Raw genomic sequence first — 20,790 nt, 5'->3', positions numbered from 1 at the left:
CGACCTCACTCCCCAACCAGGCAGCATTTCTTGAATTTCTTGCCGCTGCCGCAGGGGCAAGGGTCATTGCGGCCCACGTCGCGGAACTTGTTTTCCGCCGGCGCCTCCGGCTCGGGCTCGTCCTCTTCCTCGAAGACGGACAAGGTTTCCAGCGCGTCGTCGATCGGCTTGATGCCGCGCTCCTCGAACAATTCGCGGCGGTCGGGCGCGGCGCGATTGGCGCGCAGCTCGGTCTGGAAATCCTCGAAATTCAGCACATTCTTGTCGACATAGCCCTGGCCGAAGGCCCGCGCGACGGAAGGCTCCAGTTCGCTCAGGCCGAGCAAGGCGACGCAGCCCTGCCAGCCATACCAGATCGGATGGGCTTCGCGCGGCTGCAGGCTGTCGAAACATTGCGCCAGATAGGCCTTCGCCTCCTCAAGCGGAATTTCGCCATTGGCCGCGAGCGCGCAGAAGGCTTCCAGCGCCGCCACGCGCGCCCATTCGTCCGCCGCGGGCGCCTCGATCAGCTTTTTGAGCCCGGCGAGATCGCCGGAATAAAGGCTGAGCAGAATGGCGGGCAGGGTTTCCGAGGCGGCGTCGCCGATCATATCGTAAAGCGCCGCGCCTTCGATCGCCACGGCAAGCAGCGGCGCCCAGGCCTCGGCCTCGCGCTTTTCCGCCATCAGATGCAGGCCGAAAAACACCTTTTCGGCGTTTTCAGGCGAACGGTCCGCGCCCGAGGCGAAGGCGTTCAGCGCCGCGAACAAGGGCTCGCGCGCGGACTGCCATTTCTGGCGCAATGTGAGGAGCGCATCGAGCGGAAATGTCTCCGCGCCAGAGAGATCGGCCAGGGCCATATCGACGAGATTCATTGCGGGCGCTCCTTGAACGGCCATCTGGAACGGCCATCGCATCATCCTAGCCTTTCGCACAGGCGAAGCGCGAACGGAAGGGATTTAGAGCGTTTTCGAGCGAAGTGGATGCCGGTTCGCGTGAAGAAAACGCGTCAAAACAAAAACCTAGAGCCCCGATCCGATTCCATCGGATCGGGGCTCTAGACCGGCACGCGCACGCTGGCGCGCAGGCCGCCGAGCGGGCTGGCGCCGAGAAAAATTTCGCCGCCATGCGAGCGGGCGATGTCGCGGGCGATCGCCAATCCGAGGCCAGTGCCGCCCTCGTCCTGATTGCGCGCCTCGTCGAGCCGCACGAAGGGCCGGAACACTTTTTCGCGCGCGTCCACGGGAATGCCCGGCCCGTCGTCGTCGACGTGGATTTGCAGGAATTTTTCGTCGCACGAGCCTTCAAGACGGATTTTGTCGCCGTGCCGCGCCGCATTGTTCAGCAGATTGGCGAGGCAGCGCTTGAAGGCGTCCGGCCGCACCGTGGCGATGGGCTCGCCGGCATAGACCACTTGCGTGTCATGGCCGAGCCGCTCGGATTCCTGGCGCAGGGTTTCGAGCATGGCCGGAATGTCGGTCGGCGCGGCCGCCTCGCCGATGTCCCCTCGCGCGAAGGCGAGATAGGCTTCGAGCATGCGCTGCATTTCATCAACGTCGCCCGACAGATCCTGTACGTCGGCCTCGTCGCCCAGCAATGCCAGCGACAATTTGAACCGCGTGAGAATGGTGCGCAGATCGTGGCTGACGCCATTGAGCATCGTCGTGCGCTGCTCCATCGCCCGCTCGATGCGCCGCTTCATTTCGAGGAATGCGTAGGTCGCGCGCCGCACCTCGCGCGCCCCGCGCGGGCGGAACTCGACCTCGCGGCCCTTGCCGAATTCCTCCGCCGCGTCGGCGAGCGCGAGAATGGGCTTGATCTGGTTGCGCAGGAACAAGATCGCGACCGAAATCAGCACCACCGAGGTGCCGACCATCCAGATGATGAAAATATGGGTGTTGGAGGCATAGGCCTGGCTGCGACGCGCGACGACCCGCAGGACGGCCTCGCCCATGTCGACGCGCACTTCGATGAAGTCTGAACGCCCGACCGTATCGATCCAGAACGGCAGGCGGATCTGCCTCTCGATCTCGCTCGACATGGCGCGGTCCACCAGAGAGAAGAACGGCTTGGGCAGGGCCGGCGGCAGCGGCCCCGGCGGCAGAACTTCCGCGTCGAGATTGAGCCGGTAGCGCGCGATCCCCTCCAGCTTGCTGTTATCGGGATCGAGACCGTGGAAATCGCGATAGATGTCAATCAGCGCCGCGATATCCTGCGTCACCGCATTGGACAGGCGGAACGTGACCGTCTGCCAATGGCGCTCCATGAAGACCAGCGCGATGGCGGATTGCAGCACGACCATGGGCAAAATGACGATGAGCAGCGCGCGGGCGTAAAGCCCCTTTGGCATGACGGCGGCCAGCCCCCGGGCGAAGGTGCGCCAGAGCCGCCGAGCCTCGACAAGCGCCTGCGCGACGACATTCATCGGTCGATCGCCAGCTTGTAGCCGAAGCCGCGCACCGTCTGGAGATGCAGGGGATTGGCAGGATCCGTCTCGATCTTGCGGCGCAGCCGGTTCACCTGCACGTCCACCGTGCGTTCGTTGGCCGCGCCGCCGCCGCCGCCCAAAGCCTCGCGCGACACCGCCTCGCCGGGCGTCTCCAGCAACAGGCGCAGCATGTCGCGCTCGCGCTCGGTAATGCGGATCACCTCGTCGCCCTGACGCAATTCGCCGCGATCCGGATCGAATGCGAATTCGCCGAAGCGCACGGCGTTCTGACCCGGCGCGCTTTGCGCGGCCATGCGCGGCGCGGCGCGGCGCAGGATCGAGGCGACGCGCAGGGCCAGTTCGCGCGGCTCGAACGGCTTGGCCATGTAATCGTCGGCGCCGGCTTCCAGCCCCTTCACGCGGTCCTCGGTCTCGGAGCGGGCGGTCAGCATCAGGATCGGCGCCTCCGCGAGCGGCGCGTTCTCCGCGCGGATCTTGGCGGCGAATTCATAGCCGCTCTGGCCGGGCATCATCACGTCGAGAATGATGAGATCGAAATGCAGCCCGCGCAAATGGGCATAGGCGTCCTCGGCGCTCTCCGCCGCCGTCACGCGATAGCCCTCGCCTTGCAGATAGCGCTTGAGCAGGTTGCGGATGCGGCGGTCGTCATCCACGACCAGTAGATGCAAGGCGTCATCGGCCGGCGGCAGGTTATCGGCTTCGGTCATGTCGCGCCTCCGGTCGCGGGATCGCCTTTCACACTATCACCCTTTCCCGGGCCGCTTGTCGCCGGGTCGCTCGTCGCCGGGTCGCACATGGCCGCAAGAAAGGCCGCGCCCTGGGCGCGCGCGCCCTCGGGCAGGATTTCGAGCGCGCGAGCGAAACGGCGCGACTGCAGCTCCGCCAACTCCAGCGCCAGAGCCTCGCCCTTTTCGGTCGGGAACATCAGGCGCTGGCGGCGATCGAGCAGGCCCGGCCGCTGCTCGATGTAATTCTGATCGAGCAGATCCTTCAACACGCGCGACAGGCTTTGCTTGGTGATTTTCAGCAGGTCCAGCAGTTCCGCCACGGAAAGGCCCGGCCTGCGGTCCACGAAATAAAGCACGCGATGATGGGCGCGGCCGAAATTATAACGTGTCAGCAGGCGGTCGGCGTCGCCGACGAAATCGCGATAGGCGAAGAAGAACAACTCGATCAAATCGAACATCGGCTCGGGCGGAGCCTGGTCCATCGGCTCGTGCGGCGGCGTGCGGTCCGCCCTCTTTCCGTGCGGCGCGCTTTTCTGCGGCAAAGCGTCTGCCATGCGGCCAGCTCCTCCCGGAGTCCTGAAAAATATGTCAGCTCTATTGACATATCTCAGGTCGATTGCTAGCAGTCAAGCCTCCCCACAGGGACGTTTTACGAGGATCATGCCATGTCTGTTCTGCCTTTCGACCAGCGCGACGGTTTCATCTGGATGAACGGCGCCCTCGTAGAGTGGAAAGACGCCAAGCTGCACGTCCTCTCGCACGGCCTGCATTACGGCTCCTGCGTGTTCGAGGGCGAGCGCGCCTATGGCGGCAGGATCTTCAAATCGCGCGAACATTCCGAGCGCCTCAAGAAATCGGCGGAACTGCTCGATTTCGAAATTCCCTACACGGTCGAGGAGCTTGACGCCGCCAAGGACCTCGTCGTCGCCAAGAACGGCCTGACCAACTGCTATGTGCGCCCGGTCGCCTGGCGCGGCTCGGAAATGATGGCCATTTCCGCGCAGCACGCCACGATCAATGTCGCCATAGCGGTGTGGGACTGGCCCTCGATGTTCGACATCGCGACCAAGATGAAGGGCATCCGCCTCGACATCGCCGAATATCGCCGCCCCGATCCGGCCTGCGCGCCCTGCGCCTCCAAGGCCGCCGGCCTTTACATGATCTGCACGATCTCGAAACATCGCGCGGAACGGCGCGGCTATGCCGACGCCATGATGCTCGACTGGCAGGGCCGTGTCGCCGAATGCACTGGCGCGAACATCCTGTTCGTCAAGGATGGCGAAATCCATACGCCGATCGCCGATTGCTTCCTGAACGGCATCACCCGCCAGACCGTGATCGGCCTCGCCAAGGCGAACGGGATCAAGGTCAACGAACGCCGCATCATGCCGGAGGAGTTGGAAGGCTTCGACGAATGCTTCATCTGCGGCACCGGCGCCGAGGTCACGCCGGTTTCCGAGATCGGGCCCTATCGCTTCACCCCCGGCGCGATTTCCCGCACGCTGATCGAAGCCTATACGAGGGAAGTCGAGCCGACCGAGGACGCCGTTTCCGCGGACATTTCTCTCTGAAGATCAAGCCTCTGTAGGGATCAAGCCGCATTTGCGGCCAAGTCCATTTCTCGGCCCGGCGCTTTTTTGTTGCGCGATGTTCCCGGCCGTTGACATTTCCATATCTAAGATATATCTGTATCGATCAAGAGCGAGCTAAACGTTACGCTCTGCCTTTGAATCCCCCGAAAATGACGAATGCGGAAGGTTCGGAGACTTTTCACAACCTGTAAAAAGATATATCGGAGATAACACATGTTTGAACAATTCAGCGGACACGGGCGCGGCCCCCATTCCGATCGACACGGCCATCGGCCGTTTTTCCACGACAAGGACGCTTCCATGGCTGACGGCCCCTTTGACCGCTCTTCCCGTCGCGGCCGCCGCATGTTCGAGGCCGGCGAAGGCCCGTTCTTCGGCCGGCACGGTTTCGGCCGCGGCGAAAAGCGCCGCATGTTCGACGGCGGCGAGCTGAAACTCGTCCTGCTCGCGCTGATGGAAACGGAGCCGCGTCACGGCTATGACCTCATCCGCGAGATCGAAACGCGCACCGGCGGCGCCTATGCGCCGAGCCCGGGCATCATTTACCCGACCCTCACTCTTCTGGAGGAAATCGGCCATATCGAAGCCCAGGCCTCGGAAGGCGCCAGGAGACAGTTTACGCTCGCCGAAGCCGGCAAGAGTTTTCTGGGCGAACATCGCGGGGAGGCCAATGCGGCGCTGGCGCGGCTCGACGCCGTCGGCGAACGCGCCCGGCCTATGGAAGCCGGCCCTGTCGCCCGCGCGATGCAAAATCTGAAGACCGCTCTGGGTCAGCGCCTTTCGAGCGAACCCGACAAGAAAATCCTGTTCGAGATCGCCGATCTGATCGACGAGGCGGCGCGCAAGATCGAACGGCTCTGAGCGGAGTCCGGGCGCGGCGGGGCTTGCGCCCGCCGTTTCAGGCGTCGCGGCTCCACCGCTCCAGCGCCGCTTCGTCGGCGTCCTTGGCGGCGACCCATTCGCCCTGTGTTCCGTCGGCGCGATGCTCCTTCTTCCAGAAGGGCGCGCGGGATTTGAGAAAATCCATCAGGAATTCGGCGGCGGAAAAAGCCGCCGCGCGATGGGCGCTGGCGCAAAGCACGAGCACGATCTGCTCGCCGGGCCTGATCCTGCCATGGCGGTGGATGACGGTGACGCCAAGCAGCGGCCAGCGGCGCCCGGCCTCGTCCGCGATTCGGGCGATCTCCTCCTCCGCCATCCCGGGATAATGCTCAAGCTCAAGGGCTTCGAGCGTCCCGGACTCGTCACGGCACAGGCCGATGAAGGAGGCGATGGCGCCGATGTCGCGCCGTCCATCCGTCAAAGCCGCGCTCTCGGCGGCGGCGTCGAAATTTTCGCTCTGGACGCGGATCTTTCGCGGAATCATCTTCAGCCCCCTGTCATCGGTGGGAAGAAGGCGATTTCGCGCGCGCCGACGATGAGCGCCTCGGGCTTGGCGTGCTTCTTGTCGATGGCGGCGCGGGTAATGCCCTTGGCGAAGGCGGCGGCGTAGAATTCATCGCGCGAGGCAAGCCAGTCGATCAGCTCGGCGATGGTGCGCAAGGAGTCGGGCAGGTCCAGCTCTTCCTCGGACTTGCCGATGTGCTCACGCAGCGATGCGAAATAGACCAGCCTCATTCCTCGACCACATGTTTGATCCCGGCCTTCATATAGTCCCAGCCGGTGTAAAGCGTGAGGATCGCGGAAATCCAGAGCAGGAAGAGGCCGATCCGCGTGGTCCCTGGCAGGACAAGCTCGCCCGCGCGGCCCGCGATGAGGAAGCCCAGCGCGATCATCTGCATGGTCGTCTTCCATTTGGCGACCTTGCTGACCGGCACAGAAACCTTCAGCTCGGCCAGAAATTCGCGCAGGCCGGACACAAGGATTTCGCGGCAGAGGATGACAATGGCCGCCCAGAGCGACCAGCTCCTGATGGTGCCGTCGGCGACGAGAATGAGGAGCACCGCCGAGACCAGCAATTTGTCGGCGATCGGGTCGAGCATGCGGCCGAGCGCCGATTGCTGTCCCCAGGCGCGGGCGAGATAGCCATCGAAGAAATCGGTGATCGCCGCGACGATGAAGAGGCCGAGCGCCGTCCAGCGCAAGGCGTATTCGTCCGGCCAGAACAGGCAGGCCACCACCGCCGGCACGATCACCACCCGGCCGAACGTCAGAATGTTCGGCAGGTTGAAAGTGCGGCTGGCGCCGGAGCGGACGGGGCGGAACAACATCGCCGGAGGGAAGCTTTTTCACGCCGCCGCGTCAACGGCTTTTTCCTGCGGAAAGGGCCGCGCCTCGTTCCTCACCCTTTTTCATGGAAATGATCGAATACCAGCTTGGCCGTCGCGGCGGAAAAGCCGGGCGTCTTTTCGAGATCGGCCAGCGCCGCCGCGGCCACGGATTTGGCGGTTCCGAAGGCCTGCAGCAAGGCCCTTTTGCGCGCGGGGCCGATCCCGGCGATCTCATCCAGCGGGTTTTTCGCAAATTCCTTCTTGCGCCGCGCCCGGTGCGTGCCGATGGCGAAGCGATGGGCCTCGTCGCGCAGCCGCTGGACGAAATAAAGCGCCGGATCGCGCGGCGCCAGCTTGAACGGCTCACGCCCCGCGACAAAAAAGGTCTCGCGGCCGGCATTGCGATCGGCGCCCTTGGCGATGGAGGCCAGCGTCACGCCGGTCACGCCCAGTTCGTCGATCACGGTGCGGACCGCTTCGAACTGGCCGCGCCCGCCGTCGATCAGGATCAGGTCCGGCGCCTGAGGAAAGGCCTCCGGGTCGATCGGCTGGGGCGCTTGGCTCTCCTCCTGCGCCTCCTTCAGCAAACGCGAAAAGCGGCGCGATAGAACCTCGCGCATCATGGCGTAGTCGTCGCCGGGCGTGAGTTCGCTCTTGATGTTGAAGGTGCGGTACTGATTCTTCACGAAGCCCTGCGGCCCGGCGACGATCATCCCGCCAATGGCCGAGCTCCCCATGATGTGGGAATTGTCATAGACCTCGACGCGCCGCGGCGCCTTCTCCATGCCGAAAGCCGCCCCGAGCGACTCCAGCAGCTTCATCTGGCTGGCGTTGTCGGCCAGACGGCGTCCCAAGGCCTCGCGGGCGTTGTTCCGGGCGTCGACCACCATCTCGCGCTTCTCGCCGCGCTGCGGCGCGTGAATTTCGACCTTGTGCCCGTATTGCTGCGACAAGGCCTCGGACAGCCAGGCGGCCTCCTCGACCGCATGCGAGAGCAGGACCAGCCCAGGCGGCGGCCGCTCGGCATAGAATTGCGCGATGAAGGGCCCAAGCACTTCGCCGGGCGACAAACTGCGGTCGGCGCGCGGGAAATAGGCGCGATTGCCCCAGTTTTGACAGGCGCGATAAAACACCGCCTCGACGCAGAATTGCCCCGCCTCCTCATGCACCGCGAAAACATCGGCCTCCGGGACGCCGCGCGGGTTGACGCCCTGCTGGCCCTGAATGGCCGCGAGCGCGGAAATGCGGTCGCGCAGCCGCGCCGCGCGCTCGAACTCCAGCTTTTCCGCCGCTTCGTTCATCTCGCCCGCCAACCGCTCGCGCACCGCCCGCGATTTGCCGGCCAGGAAGTCGCGCGCCTCGCGCGTCAGTTCGGCATATTGCTCCTGCGAGACTTCTCCCGTGCAGGGGCCGGCGCAACGCTTGATCTGGAACAGCAGGCAGGGCCGCGAGCGATTGTCGTAAAAGGAATTTTCGCAGGAGCGCAGCAGAAAGGCCCGCTGCAGCACGTTGAGCGTGCGGTTGACTGCCCCGACATTGGCGAAGGGGCCGAAATAATCGCCCTTGAGGTTGCGCGCGCCGCGGTGCTTGGTCAGCCGCGCGCCGCGCTCGTCGCGGGTCAGCAGGATATAGGGAAAGCTCTTGTCGTCGCGCATCAGCACGTTGAAGCGCGGCTTGAGCTGCTTGATGAGATTGGATTCGAGCAGCAACGCCTCGACCTCGGTGCGGGTCGAGACGAAGACCATCGACGCGGTCAGCGCGATCATCCGCGCGATGCGGTTGGTATGGCCGGCGAACCGCGTATAGGAGGCGACGCGCTTGCGCAGGCTTTTCGCCTTGCCGACATAAAGCACCGCGCCGTCTTCGCCGAGCATGCGATAGACGCCCGGGCTCATCGGCGCATGTCGCCAATGGTCCTGAATCGCGCGCAGGCCGCGCTTGAGCGAGGCGGCGCCGGCCTCCCCCTCCAGGTCGAGCTCGACCCCCGAGCTTTCCTCGGCGTCCGATTCGTCGATCAGGACGTCTTCGGCGTCTTCCGCGAGGTCTTCCGCCGCGAGGTCTTCCGCCTCGAGGTCTTGGGCCTCGAGGTCTTGGGCCTCGAAAGGCTCCGGCGGCGGCAGGTCGATGGGGTTCTTGGTGCGGCTCATGGCGCTTATTTAAGGGTCTCGAGGGCGCCTTGAAATGGCCCCCTTAAGCAAAAGCGCAACCGAGGCTGGACGTTCGTCACAATTGCGGCTAGCTATTTTATTAACGAATAGTCAATAATTCGTCAGGGGCGAAATTTCATGGCGGCTTTGTCAGCGCTTTTTCGCGGGTTCATCCCCTTTTCCGCCGCCATCGCGGCTTTGGCGCTGTCGGGCTGCAACGAACATGTCAGCCCCGCCGCCTCCACCTCTCCCGCGCCAGGCGCGCAGATTGTCGCGTCGGGCTACAGCCCCCGTCCCGCCGCCATCGCCATCACCCAGATGGAAGGCGCGCCGGCGCCGCTGCAAAGCCAGTTCATGGCTTATTTCAACGCCGCCGCTGGGCAGCAGGATGTCGCGCTGACCGATTCGGCCGCCGCGCGCTATCTCGTCCGCGGCTATATCTCCGCCTTTCCTGTCGACGGCGGCGCGCGACTCACCTGCGTCTGGGACATTTACGACAGGACCAATCATCGCGCGCAAAGACTGAATGACGAAATCGCGCTCAGGGGCGCCGCGCCCGATCCGTGGACGCTGGTGGATTCCGCCGCGCTCTCTGCGCTCGCCCAGCGCAGCGCCAGCGAACTGGCCGCCTATCTCTCCAATACGCCGGAAGCCCTCGCCGCGACGGCCAGAAACGCCAATGACGCGGTCAAAAACGCCGTCGCTCCGGCCTCCCCCGACGCGCCGCGCCCGCAGGCCCTTTCCTATGCGCCGGCCCGTTGATCGCGCGTGATTCTTAACAAAATCACGACAGCGTCCCCCAGTCGTATTGTTCATTGTTCAACCCCCTGCTAAGACGCGCCCCAAGTCGGGCAAGGCAAAGGCAGCGTCATGGCTGGTGCAATGAAAATTCTGGCGGGCAATTCCAATCGCCCCCTGACCGAAGCGATCGCAGCCTATCTTGGCGTGCCGCTGACCAAATGTCAGGTGCGTCGCTTCGCCGACATGGAAATCTTCGTCGAAATCCAGGAAAACGTGCGCGGGCAAGACGCTTTCATCGTGCAGTCCACCTCGGCGCCGACCAATGACCATCTGATGGAGGCGTTGATCATGACCGACGCCCTGCGGCGCGCCTCAGCGCGGCGCATCACGGCGGTCATCCCCTATTTCGGCTACGCCCGGCAGGACCGCAAGCCCGGCCCGCGCACGCCCATTTCCGCCAAGCTGGTGGCAAATCTGATCACCCGCGCCGGCGCCGACCGCGTGCTGACGGTCGATCTCCACGCCGGCCAGATCCAGGGCTTTTTCGACATTCCGACCGACAACCTTTATGGCGCGCCGGTTCTCGTTCGGGACATTCAGGACAAGCTCGATCTTACCAATGTCATGGTGGTGTCGCCGGATGTCGGCGGCGTCGTGCGCGCCCGCGCGCTCGCCAAGCGCATCAATGCGCCGCTGGCCATCGTCGACAAGCGCCGCGAACGCGCCGGCGAATCGGAAGTGATGAACATCATCGGCGACGTCCATGGCAAGAACTGCATCCTCGTCGACGACATCGTCGATTCCGGCGGAACCCTGTGCAACGCCGCCGACGCCCTGCTGCAGGCGGGGGCCAAGGACGTTCGCGCCTATATCACCCATGGCGTGCTCTCGGGCGGCGCCGTGGCGCGCATTTCGTCGTCGCGGCTGAAGGAGCTGGTCATCACGGACACCATCCTGCCGACCGAGGCCGTGCGCGTGGCGAGCAATATCCGCGTCATCACCATCGCGCCCTTGATCGGCGAGGCCATCGCCCGCACCGCCAAGGAAGAAAGCGTCTCCAGCCTGTTCGACTGACGGCGTGTTTCCGCGCTGTCGCCATTCCCGCAAAAGTGAGCCGACGCCGCCATGACGTTCGAGACTGATTTGAAGGCCATCATCCGCACCATTCCCGACTATCCCAAGCCGGGCATCATGTTCCGCGACATCACTACGCTGCTGGGCGACGCGCGCAGCTTCCGCCGCGCCGTAGACGAGCTGGTGCAGCCTTTCGCCGGCCGGAAGATCGACCAGATCGCGGGCATGGAGGCGCGCGGCTTCATCCTTGGCGGCGCGGTGGCGCATCAGCTTTCCGCCGGCTTTATCCCGATCCGCAAGAAGGGCAAGCTGCCCCATGTCACGGTTTCGGTGGCCTATAGCCTCGAATATGGCGTGGACGAGATGGAGATGCACCGCGACGCGGTAAAGCCGGGCGAAAAGGTTTTGCTGGTCGATGATCTCATCGCCACCGGCGGCACCGCCGAAGGCGCGGTGAAACTGCTGCGCCAGATGGGCGCGGATGTCATCGCGGCCTGTTTCGTGATTGACCTGCCGGAACTCGGCGGCGCCCAGAAAATCCGCGACCTCGGCGTGCCGGTGCGCTCGCTGGTGGCGTTTGAAGGGCACTAGAAAAGTCGCCGGCTTTCCTGGTTCAAGCGTCACAAAAGAGGAAAGGCCGGGGTTTTCCCCGGCCTTTCTGTATCCTCATCCGCGCGGGCCATTGCGCGAAGCGCCGCCACTGCGCGCCGGGCGCTGGCCGCCGCCCGCGGGACGCGGACGCTCGCTGCGGCTCTCCGGGCGATTGGCTTCGTGCTGGCGGCCGTGCTCGCGACGGGAGTCGCCGTGACGCGTCGGCGCCGGACCGCGACGGTCGTCGGGGCGATGCGCCGGACGGCCCTGCGGCTTTCCGCGCGCCGGGGGCGCCTCTTCCGGCGCATGCGGGTTCAGCCGCAGGTCGGTGACGGGGATGCTCTGCTTGGTGAGCTTCTCGATGGCGCGCAGATAGGCGCGCTCGCTGTTGTCGCAGAGCGAAATGGCTTCGCCTTCCGCGCCGGCGCGCGCCGTGCGGCCGATGCGGTGGACGTAGCTTTCCGGCACTTCCGGCAGCTCGAAATTCACGACATGGCTGACCTGGTCGACGTCGATGCCGCGCGCGGCGATATCGGTCGCCACCAGCACGCCGACCTGGCCGCTCTTGAAGCCGTCAAGCGCGCGGATGCGCTGGTTCTGGCTCTTGTTGCCGTGGATGGCGTCGGCGGAAAAGCCAGCGTCGTTGAGAAAGCCCGCGACGCGGTCGGCCCCGCGCTTGGTGCGCGTGAACACGATCGAGCGGCTGAAATCCGGATTCTTCATCAACTGGATCAGCGCGTCGCGCTTGCCCGAGCCCTCGACCAGAATCACGCGCTGCGCCACGCGGTCGGCGGTCTTGGCGACCGGCGCCACCGAGACCTTGACCGGATTGTGCAGCATTTCGCCGGCCAGCGTGGCGATTTCGCTCGGCATGGTCGCGGAGAAGAACAGGGTCTGCCGGGTCTTGGGCAGCTTGGCGAAGATCTTCCGGATCGGAACCAGGAAGCCGAGATCGAGCATGTGGTCGGCTTCGTCCAGCACCACGGCGGTGGTGTTGTCGAGCCGCAGATTGCCCTGCGCCAGATGGTCGAGCAGACGGCCGGGCGTGGCGACGAGCACGTCGAGCCCGCCTTGCAGCGCCTTGAGCTGCGGGCCGAAGCCGACGCCGCCGAAGATCACCGCGACGCGCATATTGGCGTGGCGGCCATAGGCGCGGAAGCTTTCGCCGATCTGGGCGGCGAGTTCGCGGGTCGGGGCGAGCACCAGCACCCGCGTCTGCTTGGGCCGCACGGCCTGCGGGAATTGCTGCAGCCGGGTCAGCAGCGGCGTGGCGAAGGCGCAGGTCTTGCCGGTGCCGGTCTGGGCGATGCCGAGCAGGTCATGGCCCTGGAGCAGCGGCGGGATCGCCTGCTCCTGGATTGGGGTGGGATGGACATAGCCCTCGCTGGTGAGGGCGCGCAAAACGTTCTCGGCAAGGCCGAGCTCAGAAAATGTGGTCACTTGGGATCTTACATTTCGGGCCGCGACGGCGCGCGGGAAAGCGCGACGCTGGATGCGGCGTTGTCGAAGACGGCCCCGCATAGATTGGGCTGTCGGCCATAGAGGCGGATTGGGGCCGGGCGACGCGTTACCGTCCTATGCGCCGGCGCCTCTTCATGCTGCAATGCAGCGCTCGTCTCATACCCGATCCGGCGAGGAAAAGCAAACCGGCGCCGCAGGCTTCGCGCAAGCCTGCGGGGCGAGAAAGTGGAAATCCCGGAACCAGAACCCTCGCCCCATGTCATATATGTCGTTCTCGCGAGCCTTGTTCGTCCTGATCGCCGCGACGGCGGCGCCCGCTTTGGCCCAGCCCGATTGCAAGGTCGGCGACGTCTGCGTCCTCCAGGGCCCGCAGTTCGGCTGCAAGGACCCGAACCTGATCAAGCGCTGGATCGACCTCTCTATCGAGGAAAGCCGAGAAGCGGCGGAGCGCTTTCTGTCCGAGCAGGCCGCCACCGGGCAATGCGCCCGGTTCAAGACAGGCGACCAGCTGCGCATCGCCCGCTATCTCGGCATGCGCCGTCTGGAGGCGCAGCGCCCTGACGGCAGCCAGAGCTTCATCATCCTGCTGAAGTAGCGGGACCGCTCAGCGGACATCCGCCGCCGACCGCAGGGCCGGACGAAACAGCCGCCAATGCATGCCGGAAAAGGACGACCCCGGCGCATCGAGCGCCTGAACGAAGAGGGTAGGACAGGCCTCCGGCCCGAGCGTCACTTTTTCCTCCGCGATCGGAAGGTCAATCGGAACCCCGATGATATAAAAGTCAGGCCGCCCGGCGCAGGTCGCAGGCGGGGGAACGCGCCGCAGGTCCAGTCCGGCGCGACGGCTGTAATAATCAAGCACATATTCCGACGCGCGCCTGATCTGCGACGCATAGGTCGCATGCGGCTGCTCGGCCATGATCGCGATCATGGCCGAGGCTTCGCCCCGTCCGCCGCGCAGGAGCGGCTGAAGCAGGATCGCCTGTCCGATGCAAAACAGCAGGGCGGCGGGGCAGACGAAAGCCCTGCCCCGAGGCGTCTCCCACAGGCGCGCCGCCAGCGCGGCCAGCGCCACCACGAAGATCACGCCGAAAACGAGGAAATAGCGCGGAAACTGCAAATTCGGCGGATTGACGAGGAAGATCGCCGCAGGCGCGACGATGAGGCCGCACAGGACGAGCAAGGCGCGTGAAAAAGGGAGCCAGCCCGCGAGCGCCGCCGCGGCGAAGCCAAGCGCGGTAATGAGCAGCGCGAGCCATCCAGGAAATGTCGCCGGCAGCCCAGCCAGCGCGGCCAGCAATCCGCCATAGCCCTCGGCGAAAGCGCCCGTTTCGCGCGAAAGGCTGCCAATGGTCACGCCGTGCATCACAATGCCGGACGCCACCGCCGCGATCGCGGGAAGGGTCAGGACCAGCGCGGGCAGGAAAAATTTCACCGTCGCCCGGAGGCGGCGCGGCGCTTCGTCGCGCGGCGGCTCGGCGAGGGCGCGGACGAGCGCGGTCAGGCCCAGGGTCGCGGCGCCGATCAGCATTTCGAGATGGGCGAGCGCGCCGAGGCCCACGGCCAGCCCCATGATCCAGCTCTGGCGCCGCAGTTCCGAGCGTCCCGGCTCTGTTTGAGCGTCGATGCCCCCCAGCAGCGGCGCGGCGCGCTCGAAGGCGTCAAGCGCGACCAGCATGGCGAGAATGAGCGCGCCATAGCCGCGCGCCTCCGACCCGTAGTTGACGAAGGGAAAGGCGACAGCGACGAGAAAAGCCGCGATCAGCCCCGCCGCCGGCGAGTCGCGCGACCCGATCCTGGCCGCGACGGCGACGGACGCCGCGCCGCAGAGAATCGACGGCAGGCGGTAAAGCAGGGAGCTGGCGTCCTGCCCCCATTGAAACATCCACAGCGAATTGAGGAAATGGTTGTTGTCATGCGAGATGTTCCAGAACACCTCGAAACCATTCTTAAGCGGGGTGACCAGCGCGAGCGTCCAGATTTCATCGACCCAGAGATCGCCGCGCGCGGCAAGCGCGCGCAGGACGAGGCCAATCGCGATCAGCAGGCCTAGACTCCATCTGTATTTCATGACCGCTTTCGCCTGAGGGGCCGGAACCGCGCCGGAAGCCTAGCCGAGCCTGGTTGCCGCCCGCTTAACCCGGCGTTTGCAAGATGGTCATGCGCGTCCGGGCGAAAATCATTTGACCGCGGGCCTTGCGATGGATCATTCAGCGGGCAGGATGGATCGCGCTAGGCTTCCCCCGCCGGATTTGGGACCCCGATGGTTCAGTTTCTCGCCTCACCGCTCCGCAATCTCGTTGCGGGCGTCGGTTTCATGCTGGTCGTGGGAGCCACGGCCACGACGGCCTATGTCGCCTCGGGATGGAGCCTGAACGACGCGGTCTATATGGTGATTCTCACCGTCTATTCGGTGGGCTATGGCGAGGTGGCGCCCGTCGATACGCCCGGCCTCCGCGCAATCACGATCGCTTTGATTGTCGCGGGCTGCACCGGCATGATCTTTTTCACCGGCAGCCTGTTTCAGTTGATCACGGCGAGCCAGCTCCAACAGGTTTTCGGAAGCCGACGCATGCAAAAGGACATCGACAAGCTCTCCAGCCATGTGATCGTTTGCGGCTTCGGCCGGATCGGCCAGATGCTCTGCCACGAACTCAAGGCCGCCCGCGGCGCCTTCGTGGTGATCGACCATTCCGACGAGCGCATCGCCGCCGCCGGCAAGGCTGGCTATCATGTCATCCATGGCGACGCCACCGACGAGGAGATCATGCGGCAGGCTGGCGTCACCCGCGCCCGGGCGCTGGCCACCGTCCTACCCGAGGACGCCGCCAATGTGTTCATCACGCTCAGCGCCCGCAGCCTCAAGCGCGACCTGACGATCATCGCGCGCGGCGAATTGCCCTCGACCGAACGCAAGCTGATCCAGGCCGGCGCCAATCGCGTTGTGCTGCCCGCCCGAATCGGCGCCGAGCGCGTCGCCGAACTGCTGCTCCACCGCGACATGACCCGGCTGATCGCCCGGGCGCGCGGCGGCAATCTCGACCGCCTCGCACTCGACCTTCAAAGCCTTGGCCTCGACATCGAGGTCGTCACCGCCGAATCGGGCAGCCCCTGCGCGGGCCTGACCATCGGCAGGATCGAGGAGCTCGGCGCCGGCGCCTTCCTTGTCGTCGCGCTGGAGCGGCAGGATGGCGAGTCGATTCTTCAGCCCGATTCCGAAATCGCGGTCCGCGAAGGCGACGGCCTCGCCCTGGTGCGCCGCCCGGAAAAGGCGCAGCGAATCATAGAGCTGTTCATGGCCGCGGCTCTGGGGGAGCGCGAAGTCTCCTGACGCCGCCGATCTGGACCTTTGTCGAAAGCCCATTGAAGTCCAAACGAGAAATTCCGAGGCCCGGATAGCCGCAGCGCCGGCGCGTCGGCGCGTCCTGTATTTAGAATATTTCTAATCTTTGCCCTTTTTGTTGCCGCGCTTCCAGATTGCGGCTGAAATCCGTCAATCAGAAATTCATCGGGATCGTCTCGATCCGCGAACGGAACAAGCCGAATGACCCCTTTCATTCGCGTGGCGCCTAGCCACCCGAAAACGATGATTCACGCCCGCCCGGCCTCCGCGGGGCGCTCGCCACGGAAACGCGGCGAGCGCACGACATGAACGAACTCAATGGCCGGATGGTCGCCTGCCAGATTCTGCTCACCGGCCTGATCGCCCGCGTCGCCAATGAGACGCGCGACCCGATCGGCTTCCTGAGCGACTTCCGCGACGAAATTCAAGCGGTCATCCAGGGCGTGCGCATCGCCGGACATCAGGATTCCGAACCGATCCGCCTGCAGGCCCTGAAGGCCGTGGATGAAATGTTCTCGCTGATGAAGGCGCCAAGCGCCGATTGACCCGCGCCACAGCCATCGAAATTTCAAGGAGCCCGCAATGACGCTATCCGTCAATTCAGCAATCCGGACGCCGCTTTCCCTGCGCGGGCCCTTCGCTGCCGCCGTGCAGCCCGGCGTGCAGGTGGCGCTGGCCTGTCTTGCTGGCGCCGCATGGACCGATGCAGCGGAGGCCGAGGAGCGGGCCTCGTCGCTGCCGGTCCTCACTGTCGACGCCCCCGCCGCGCGCCGCCACTCCACTCCGGCCAAACCCAGCGCCGCGCAACAACGCGCTCGCGCCGCCCTGCGCAACGTCGCCCGCCAGCAGAAGCCCCAGGCCGCCGCGCCCGCGTCGTCTTCCCAGTCGTCGGCGACGACCGATCCACTCCAGTATCTTCCGGGTCCGAGCCCCTACACCCATCCGGGCGCGCCTTACCTGTCCGATCGCGTCGCCTCGCAGAAATTCACCGAACCGGTCGCCAACACGCCCCGGACGATCACCATTCTCTCCAAGGAAGTTCTGGCCGACAAGAATGCGACCAGCCTAAGGGATGTCGCTCGCACCACCGCCGGCCTCACCCTGGGCGCGGGAGAAGGCGGCAACGCCTTCGGCGACCGCTTCTTCATTCGCGGCTTCGACGCGCGCAACGACATTTTCATCGATGGCGTGCGCGACCCGGGCGTCAGCATCCGCGAGAACTTCTTCACCGAACAGGTCGAGATCCTGCGCGGCCCCGGCTCATCCTATGCGGGGCGCGGCACCGCCGGCGGCGCCATCAATATCGTCCCCAAGGCGGCGGGCGACACCAATTTCCGCTCGGTCGAAGCCACTTATGGGACCGACATGACCAAGCGTGTAACGATCGACGTCAACCAGGTCATCAACCCGACCCTGTCCGTCCGGGCCGGCGGCCTGCTGCAAGGCGCCGAGGTTTCGGGGCGCGACTACACGACGGACAATCGCAACGGCGCTTTCGCGGCCTTCAAGTGGACGCCGGCCGACTCCTTCATCCTTACCGGCAATTACATCCACACCGATCTCAGCGGCATTCCCGATTTCGGCGTGCCCTATTACCGGGCGAATCTTGGAGTCGTCGGCGGTCCCGTCACCGAATATGGCGTGTCCCGCAATAATTTCTATGGCTTCATCACCCGCGATTTCCAACAAGCCCAACAGGACATCGGAACGCTCAACTCCATCTATAAGCTCAATGATTCCGTCACGATCAGCAACAAGCTGCGGATCGCGGAATCCAGGCTCGACTATATCGGAACCCTCGCCGAACGCCCTGTCGCCACTGATCCCAATCCCTTGAAGTGGACGGTAACCGCCAACCCGCAGAGCCGCTCTCAAACCACCGACGTCATCGCCGACCAGACCGAGGCGGTCATCCGCTTCAACACCGCCGATTTCCGGCACGCCGCCGTCGTCGGCGCGGAAATCGCGCAGGAAACGGTCAAGATCAACAATTATACCGGCCTGGCCTCGGAAGGTTTCGGCAGCGGCTTTACCAGTTCCGGGTCCCTGAGCGGCGTCAATATCTTCTACCCGCAGACCGCCTTCATCGGCTTTCCGAATTTCGACCGGACGCTCGGCAGCAACCCCACGACGGTTCCCGTCACGACCGGCAGCGTCTATCTCATCGACACGGCCAATTATAACGACGTGCTGCTGCTGAACGGCGGCATCCGTCTCGACGATTACCATATCACCGCATCGAACACGCTGGGCGCGAACTCGGTCCATTCGACCCTGTTCAATTACAATGGCGGCATGGTCCTGAAGCCGATTCCGACGGTCAGCCTCTATGCGGCTTACGCGACCTCCTCCAATCCCGTCGGCGCCGAACTTGACGCGACCGGCTCCGCCTATGGCGGCCTGTCCCCGACCGCGACCAATCTTGTCTATGGGCCGGAAATCAACCGCGCGATGGAGGTCGGAGCCAAATGGGAATTGTTTGACCGCAACCTGCTTGCCACCGCCGCCCTGTTCCGTACCGACAAGACCAACGCGCGCGAGACCGTGGGACAAACCGTCGTCGCCGGCGCCGCCTATCGCGTGCAGGGCGTCGATCTGGAAATCGCCGGCAAGCTGACGCCCGAATGGAGCGTCAACGGCGGCGTCGTCCTCATGCAATCGGAGGTGACCGCCTCCAATACGGCGCCGGCGAACACAACGCTCTATCTGACCAATGTCGGCTTGCCTTTGGCCAATATCGCCCATCAATCCTTCAACCTCCTGACCAAATACGAGATCAACAAGACCTATGAGATCGGCGGCCAGGCGACTTACATGTCCCAGATTTACGGCGGGACGCTGGCGGCGAATACCGGCGCCGTGCTGCCCGCGCACTGGCGCTTCGACGCCTTCGTCGAAATGAAGGTTGCGAAGGAGCTCACCGCCAAGGTCTCCGTCAACAACATCACCAACGAACTCTATTACGACTCGCTCTATCGCAGCACCTCGCCCTTCGTGATGGTCGCGCCGGGCCGCACCGCCCTTCTCACGCTGAACGCGCGCTTCTGAGGGAGGGGACGAAGTGCTGGTCTGCTTTCCCGAAGTCATCGCCAAACATGAGGTCGCGGAATTTCGCGGCCTCATGGACGCTGCCGCATGGGAGGACGGCCGCCACACCGCCGGCGCCCAGTCCGCCACCGTCAAGAACAACGAGCAATTGCCCCCCGATTCCGCGCTGGCGCGCCGGCTGGGCGAAAAAATCGTCTCCGCGCTGACGGGCCATCCGCTCTTCATCGCGGCGGCCGTGCCGCGCCATATTTTTCCGCCTTTGTTCAATCGCTATGGCGCCGGCGCCTCCTTCGGCCTGCATGTCGACAATTCCATTCGCGGCGACGCGCTGACCGGCCTGCGCATTCGCACCGATCTCTCGGCCACACTCTTCCTCTCCGAGCCCGAGGATTACGACGGCGGCGAACTGGCGATCGAGGATGCGTTCGGCGCGCATGAGGTGAAACTGCCCGCGGGCGATCTCGTGCTCTATCCGGCGTCCAGCCTTCATCTGGTGCGGCCGGTCACGCGGGGCGCGCGGGTCTCCTCCTTCTTCTGGATCCAGAGCATGATCCGCGAGCCGCAGGCCCGCGCGATGATCTTCGATCTCGACCAGGCGATCCAGGGCGTCGCCGGCAAGCTCGGAATCGACGCGCCGGAAACCCTGAAACTCAGCCACGTCTATCACAATCTCATCCGCGCCCATGCGGAAGCCTGAATGCTTTTTCTCACGCCCCGGAGCCGCCGACGTGCATGAATTGTCGCCCTGGATCATGTTCCTCAACGCCACTCTCTTCGTCAAAGCCGTCATGGGGATTCTCGCCGGCGCCTCCCTCGTCGCATGGACGGTGTTCATCGCCAAAATGACCGAGGTCGGGCGCGCGCGGCGGCGCCTCACCGAGGCGCTCCAGCGCATCGACGGCGCCGGCAGCCTGGCCGAGGCCCGCGCGGAACTGAGCGCCGAGAGCAATGTCCTGTCGCGCCTGCTGCACGCCGCCGCGCGCGAATGCAGCCTTTCCGCTGGGGCGCCCCGCGAAAGCGGCCTCAAGGAACGGGCGGCGTCGCGCTTTTCGGAAATCGCCCGGGAGGAGTCCGCTGCGACACGGCGCGGAGCCGGCGCTCTCGCCACGATCGGCGCCACGGCGCCCTTCGTCGGATTGCTGGGCACCGTCTGGGGGATCATGAACAGCTTCATCGGCATTTCCGAGGCCCAGACCACCAATCTCGCCGTGGTCGCGCCGGGCATCGCCGAGGCTCTGCTGGCGACAGCGATCGGACTGGTCGCGGCGATTCCGGCGGTGGTTTTCTACAATTCGGTCGCCCGCGCGTCCAAAGCCTATCTCGAACTGGTCCAGCGCGCCGCGGGCGCGGCTGGACGGCTGCTGTCGCGCGATCTCGACCGCCTCGACGCGCCCTCGGCGATGCCCTTGGCCGTGGAAAAGGCCTGA

21 protein-coding genes are annotated in these 20,790 nt (G+C 65.0%); 11 read left to right on the top strand and 10 right to left on the bottom strand.

The window, feature by feature from the left end:
- Positions 1-5: 5 nt before the first annotated feature.
- The 4 genes from QM467_RS01780 to QM467_RS01765 form a co-directional block, all read right to left on the bottom strand.
- Positions 6-854 (bottom strand): DUF1186 domain-containing protein, encoded by an 849-nt coding sequence (locus QM467_RS01780; RefSeq protein WP_283364560.1) that lies wholly within the window; start codon positions 852-854, stop codon positions 6-8.
- A gap of 182 nt (positions 855-1,036) precedes the next feature.
- Complete coding sequence (locus QM467_RS01775; protein ID WP_283364559.1) at positions 1,037-2,404, bottom strand: ATP-binding protein; 1,368 nt, start codon at positions 2,402-2,404, stop codon at positions 1,037-1,039.
- Entirely contained in the window at positions 2,401-3,135 is a 735-nt protein-coding gene (locus QM467_RS01770; protein ID WP_283364558.1) for a response regulator transcription factor, read from the bottom strand. The genes QM467_RS01775 and QM467_RS01770 overlap by 4 nt, the downstream gene beginning before the upstream one ends.
- Positions 3,132-3,710: a MarR family winged helix-turn-helix transcriptional regulator gene (locus tag QM467_RS01765; RefSeq protein ID WP_446737715.1), complete on the bottom strand. Its 579-nt coding sequence runs from the start codon at positions 3,708-3,710 to the stop codon at positions 3,132-3,134. The genes QM467_RS01770 and QM467_RS01765 overlap by 4 nt, the downstream gene beginning before the upstream one ends.
- A 111-nt stretch (positions 3,711-3,821) precedes the next feature.
- On the opposite strand from QM467_RS01765, the gene QM467_RS01760 reads away from it, so the two are divergent.
- Both QM467_RS01760 and QM467_RS01755 read left to right on the top strand, forming a co-directional pair.
- On the top strand, positions 3,822-4,727 hold the full coding sequence (locus tag QM467_RS01760) for a branched-chain amino acid aminotransferase (RefSeq protein ID WP_283364557.1): 906 nt from the start codon (positions 3,822-3,824) through the stop codon (positions 4,725-4,727).
- A 321-nt stretch (positions 4,728-5,048) separates the two neighbouring features.
- Positions 5,049-5,609, top strand: a complete 561-nt coding sequence (locus QM467_RS01755) for a PadR family transcriptional regulator (protein WP_283364556.1) — start codon at positions 5,049-5,051, stop codon at positions 5,607-5,609.
- Between the two features lie 37 nt (positions 5,610-5,646).
- Here QM467_RS01755 and QM467_RS01750 read toward each other — a convergent pair whose 3' ends face one another.
- From QM467_RS01750 to uvrC, 4 genes are all read right to left on the bottom strand, one after another.
- A complete protein-coding gene (locus tag QM467_RS01750; protein WP_283364555.1) occupies positions 5,647-6,114 on the bottom strand; it encodes a molybdenum cofactor biosynthesis protein MoaE in 468 nt (155 codons plus the stop codon).
- Between the two features lie 2 nt (positions 6,115-6,116).
- Positions 6,117-6,365 (bottom strand): molybdopterin converting factor subunit 1, encoded by a 249-nt coding sequence (gene moaD, locus QM467_RS01745; protein WP_283364554.1) that lies wholly within the window; start codon positions 6,363-6,365, stop codon positions 6,117-6,119.
- A complete protein-coding gene (gene pgsA, locus QM467_RS01740; protein ID WP_283364553.1) occupies positions 6,362-6,958 on the bottom strand; it encodes a CDP-diacylglycerol--glycerol-3-phosphate 3-phosphatidyltransferase in 597 nt (198 codons plus the stop codon). Before pgsA ends, moaD begins: the two co-directional genes overlap by 4 nt.
- A gap of 71 nt (positions 6,959-7,029) precedes the next feature.
- Positions 7,030-9,105 carry an excinuclease ABC subunit UvrC gene (uvrC, locus tag QM467_RS01735; RefSeq protein WP_283364552.1) on the bottom strand — a complete coding sequence of 692 codons (2,076 nt, stop codon included), beginning with the start codon at positions 9,103-9,105 and terminating at the stop codon, positions 7,030-7,032.
- 138 nt (positions 9,106-9,243) lie between these two features.
- On the opposite strand from uvrC, the gene QM467_RS01730 reads away from it, so the two are divergent.
- From QM467_RS01730 to QM467_RS01720, 3 genes are all read left to right on the top strand, one after another.
- On the top strand, positions 9,244-9,867 hold the full coding sequence (locus QM467_RS01730) for a hypothetical protein (protein WP_283364551.1): 624 nt from the start codon (positions 9,244-9,246) through the stop codon (positions 9,865-9,867).
- A gap of 120 nt (positions 9,868-9,987) precedes the next feature.
- Positions 9,988-10,920 (top strand): ribose-phosphate pyrophosphokinase, encoded by a 933-nt coding sequence (locus QM467_RS01725; RefSeq protein WP_283364740.1) that lies wholly within the window; start codon positions 9,988-9,990, stop codon positions 10,918-10,920.
- Between the two features lie 51 nt (positions 10,921-10,971).
- A complete protein-coding gene (locus tag QM467_RS01720) occupies positions 10,972-11,511 on the top strand; it encodes an adenine phosphoribosyltransferase (protein ID WP_283364550.1) in 540 nt (179 codons plus the stop codon).
- A 75-nt stretch (positions 11,512-11,586) separates the two neighbouring features.
- On the opposite strand, the gene QM467_RS01715 is transcribed toward QM467_RS01720, so the two are convergent.
- A complete protein-coding gene (locus tag QM467_RS01715; protein ID WP_283364549.1) occupies positions 11,587-12,951 on the bottom strand; it encodes a DEAD/DEAH box helicase in 1,365 nt (454 codons plus the stop codon).
- Between the two features lie 277 nt (positions 12,952-13,228).
- Between QM467_RS01715 and QM467_RS01710 the strand changes: the two genes are divergently transcribed.
- Complete coding sequence (locus tag QM467_RS01710) at positions 13,229-13,567, top strand: hypothetical protein (protein WP_283364548.1); 339 nt, start codon at positions 13,229-13,231, stop codon at positions 13,565-13,567.
- A 9-nt stretch (positions 13,568-13,576) separates the two neighbouring features.
- Here QM467_RS01710 and QM467_RS01705 read toward each other — a convergent pair whose 3' ends face one another.
- Entirely contained in the window at positions 13,577-15,043 is a 1,467-nt protein-coding gene (locus tag QM467_RS01705; RefSeq protein WP_283364547.1) for a hypothetical protein, read from the bottom strand.
- 192 nt (positions 15,044-15,235) lie between these two features.
- Between QM467_RS01705 and QM467_RS01700 the strand changes: the two genes are divergently transcribed.
- From QM467_RS01700 to exbB, 5 genes are all read left to right on the top strand, one after another.
- Positions 15,236-16,303, top strand: coding sequence for a potassium channel family protein (locus QM467_RS01700; RefSeq protein ID WP_283364546.1), 1,068 nt, complete (start codon positions 15,236-15,238; stop codon positions 16,301-16,303).
- A gap of 317 nt (positions 16,304-16,620) precedes the next feature.
- Positions 16,621-16,860, top strand: coding sequence for a hypothetical protein (locus QM467_RS01695; RefSeq protein ID WP_283364545.1), 240 nt, complete (start codon positions 16,621-16,623; stop codon positions 16,858-16,860).
- A 37-nt stretch (positions 16,861-16,897) separates the two neighbouring features.
- Complete coding sequence (locus QM467_RS01690) at positions 16,898-19,363, top strand: TonB-dependent receptor (protein WP_283364544.1); 2,466 nt, start codon at positions 16,898-16,900, stop codon at positions 19,361-19,363.
- Between the two features lie 13 nt (positions 19,364-19,376).
- Positions 19,377-20,060, top strand: coding sequence for a Fe2+-dependent dioxygenase (locus tag QM467_RS01685; RefSeq protein ID WP_283364543.1), 684 nt, complete (start codon positions 19,377-19,379; stop codon positions 20,058-20,060).
- Between the two features lie 31 nt (positions 20,061-20,091).
- Positions 20,092-20,790 (top strand): tonB-system energizer ExbB, encoded by a 699-nt coding sequence (gene exbB, locus QM467_RS01680; RefSeq protein ID WP_342395089.1) that lies wholly within the window; start codon positions 20,092-20,094, stop codon positions 20,788-20,790.

The sequence above is a fragment of the Rhodoblastus sp. 17X3 genome (assembly GCF_030056575.1).
GTDB lineage: Bacteria > Pseudomonadota > Alphaproteobacteria > Rhizobiales > Beijerinckiaceae > Rhodoblastus.
Note: the sequence above shows the minus strand (reverse complement) of the source record. Positions and strands in the feature narration are given on the sequence as shown.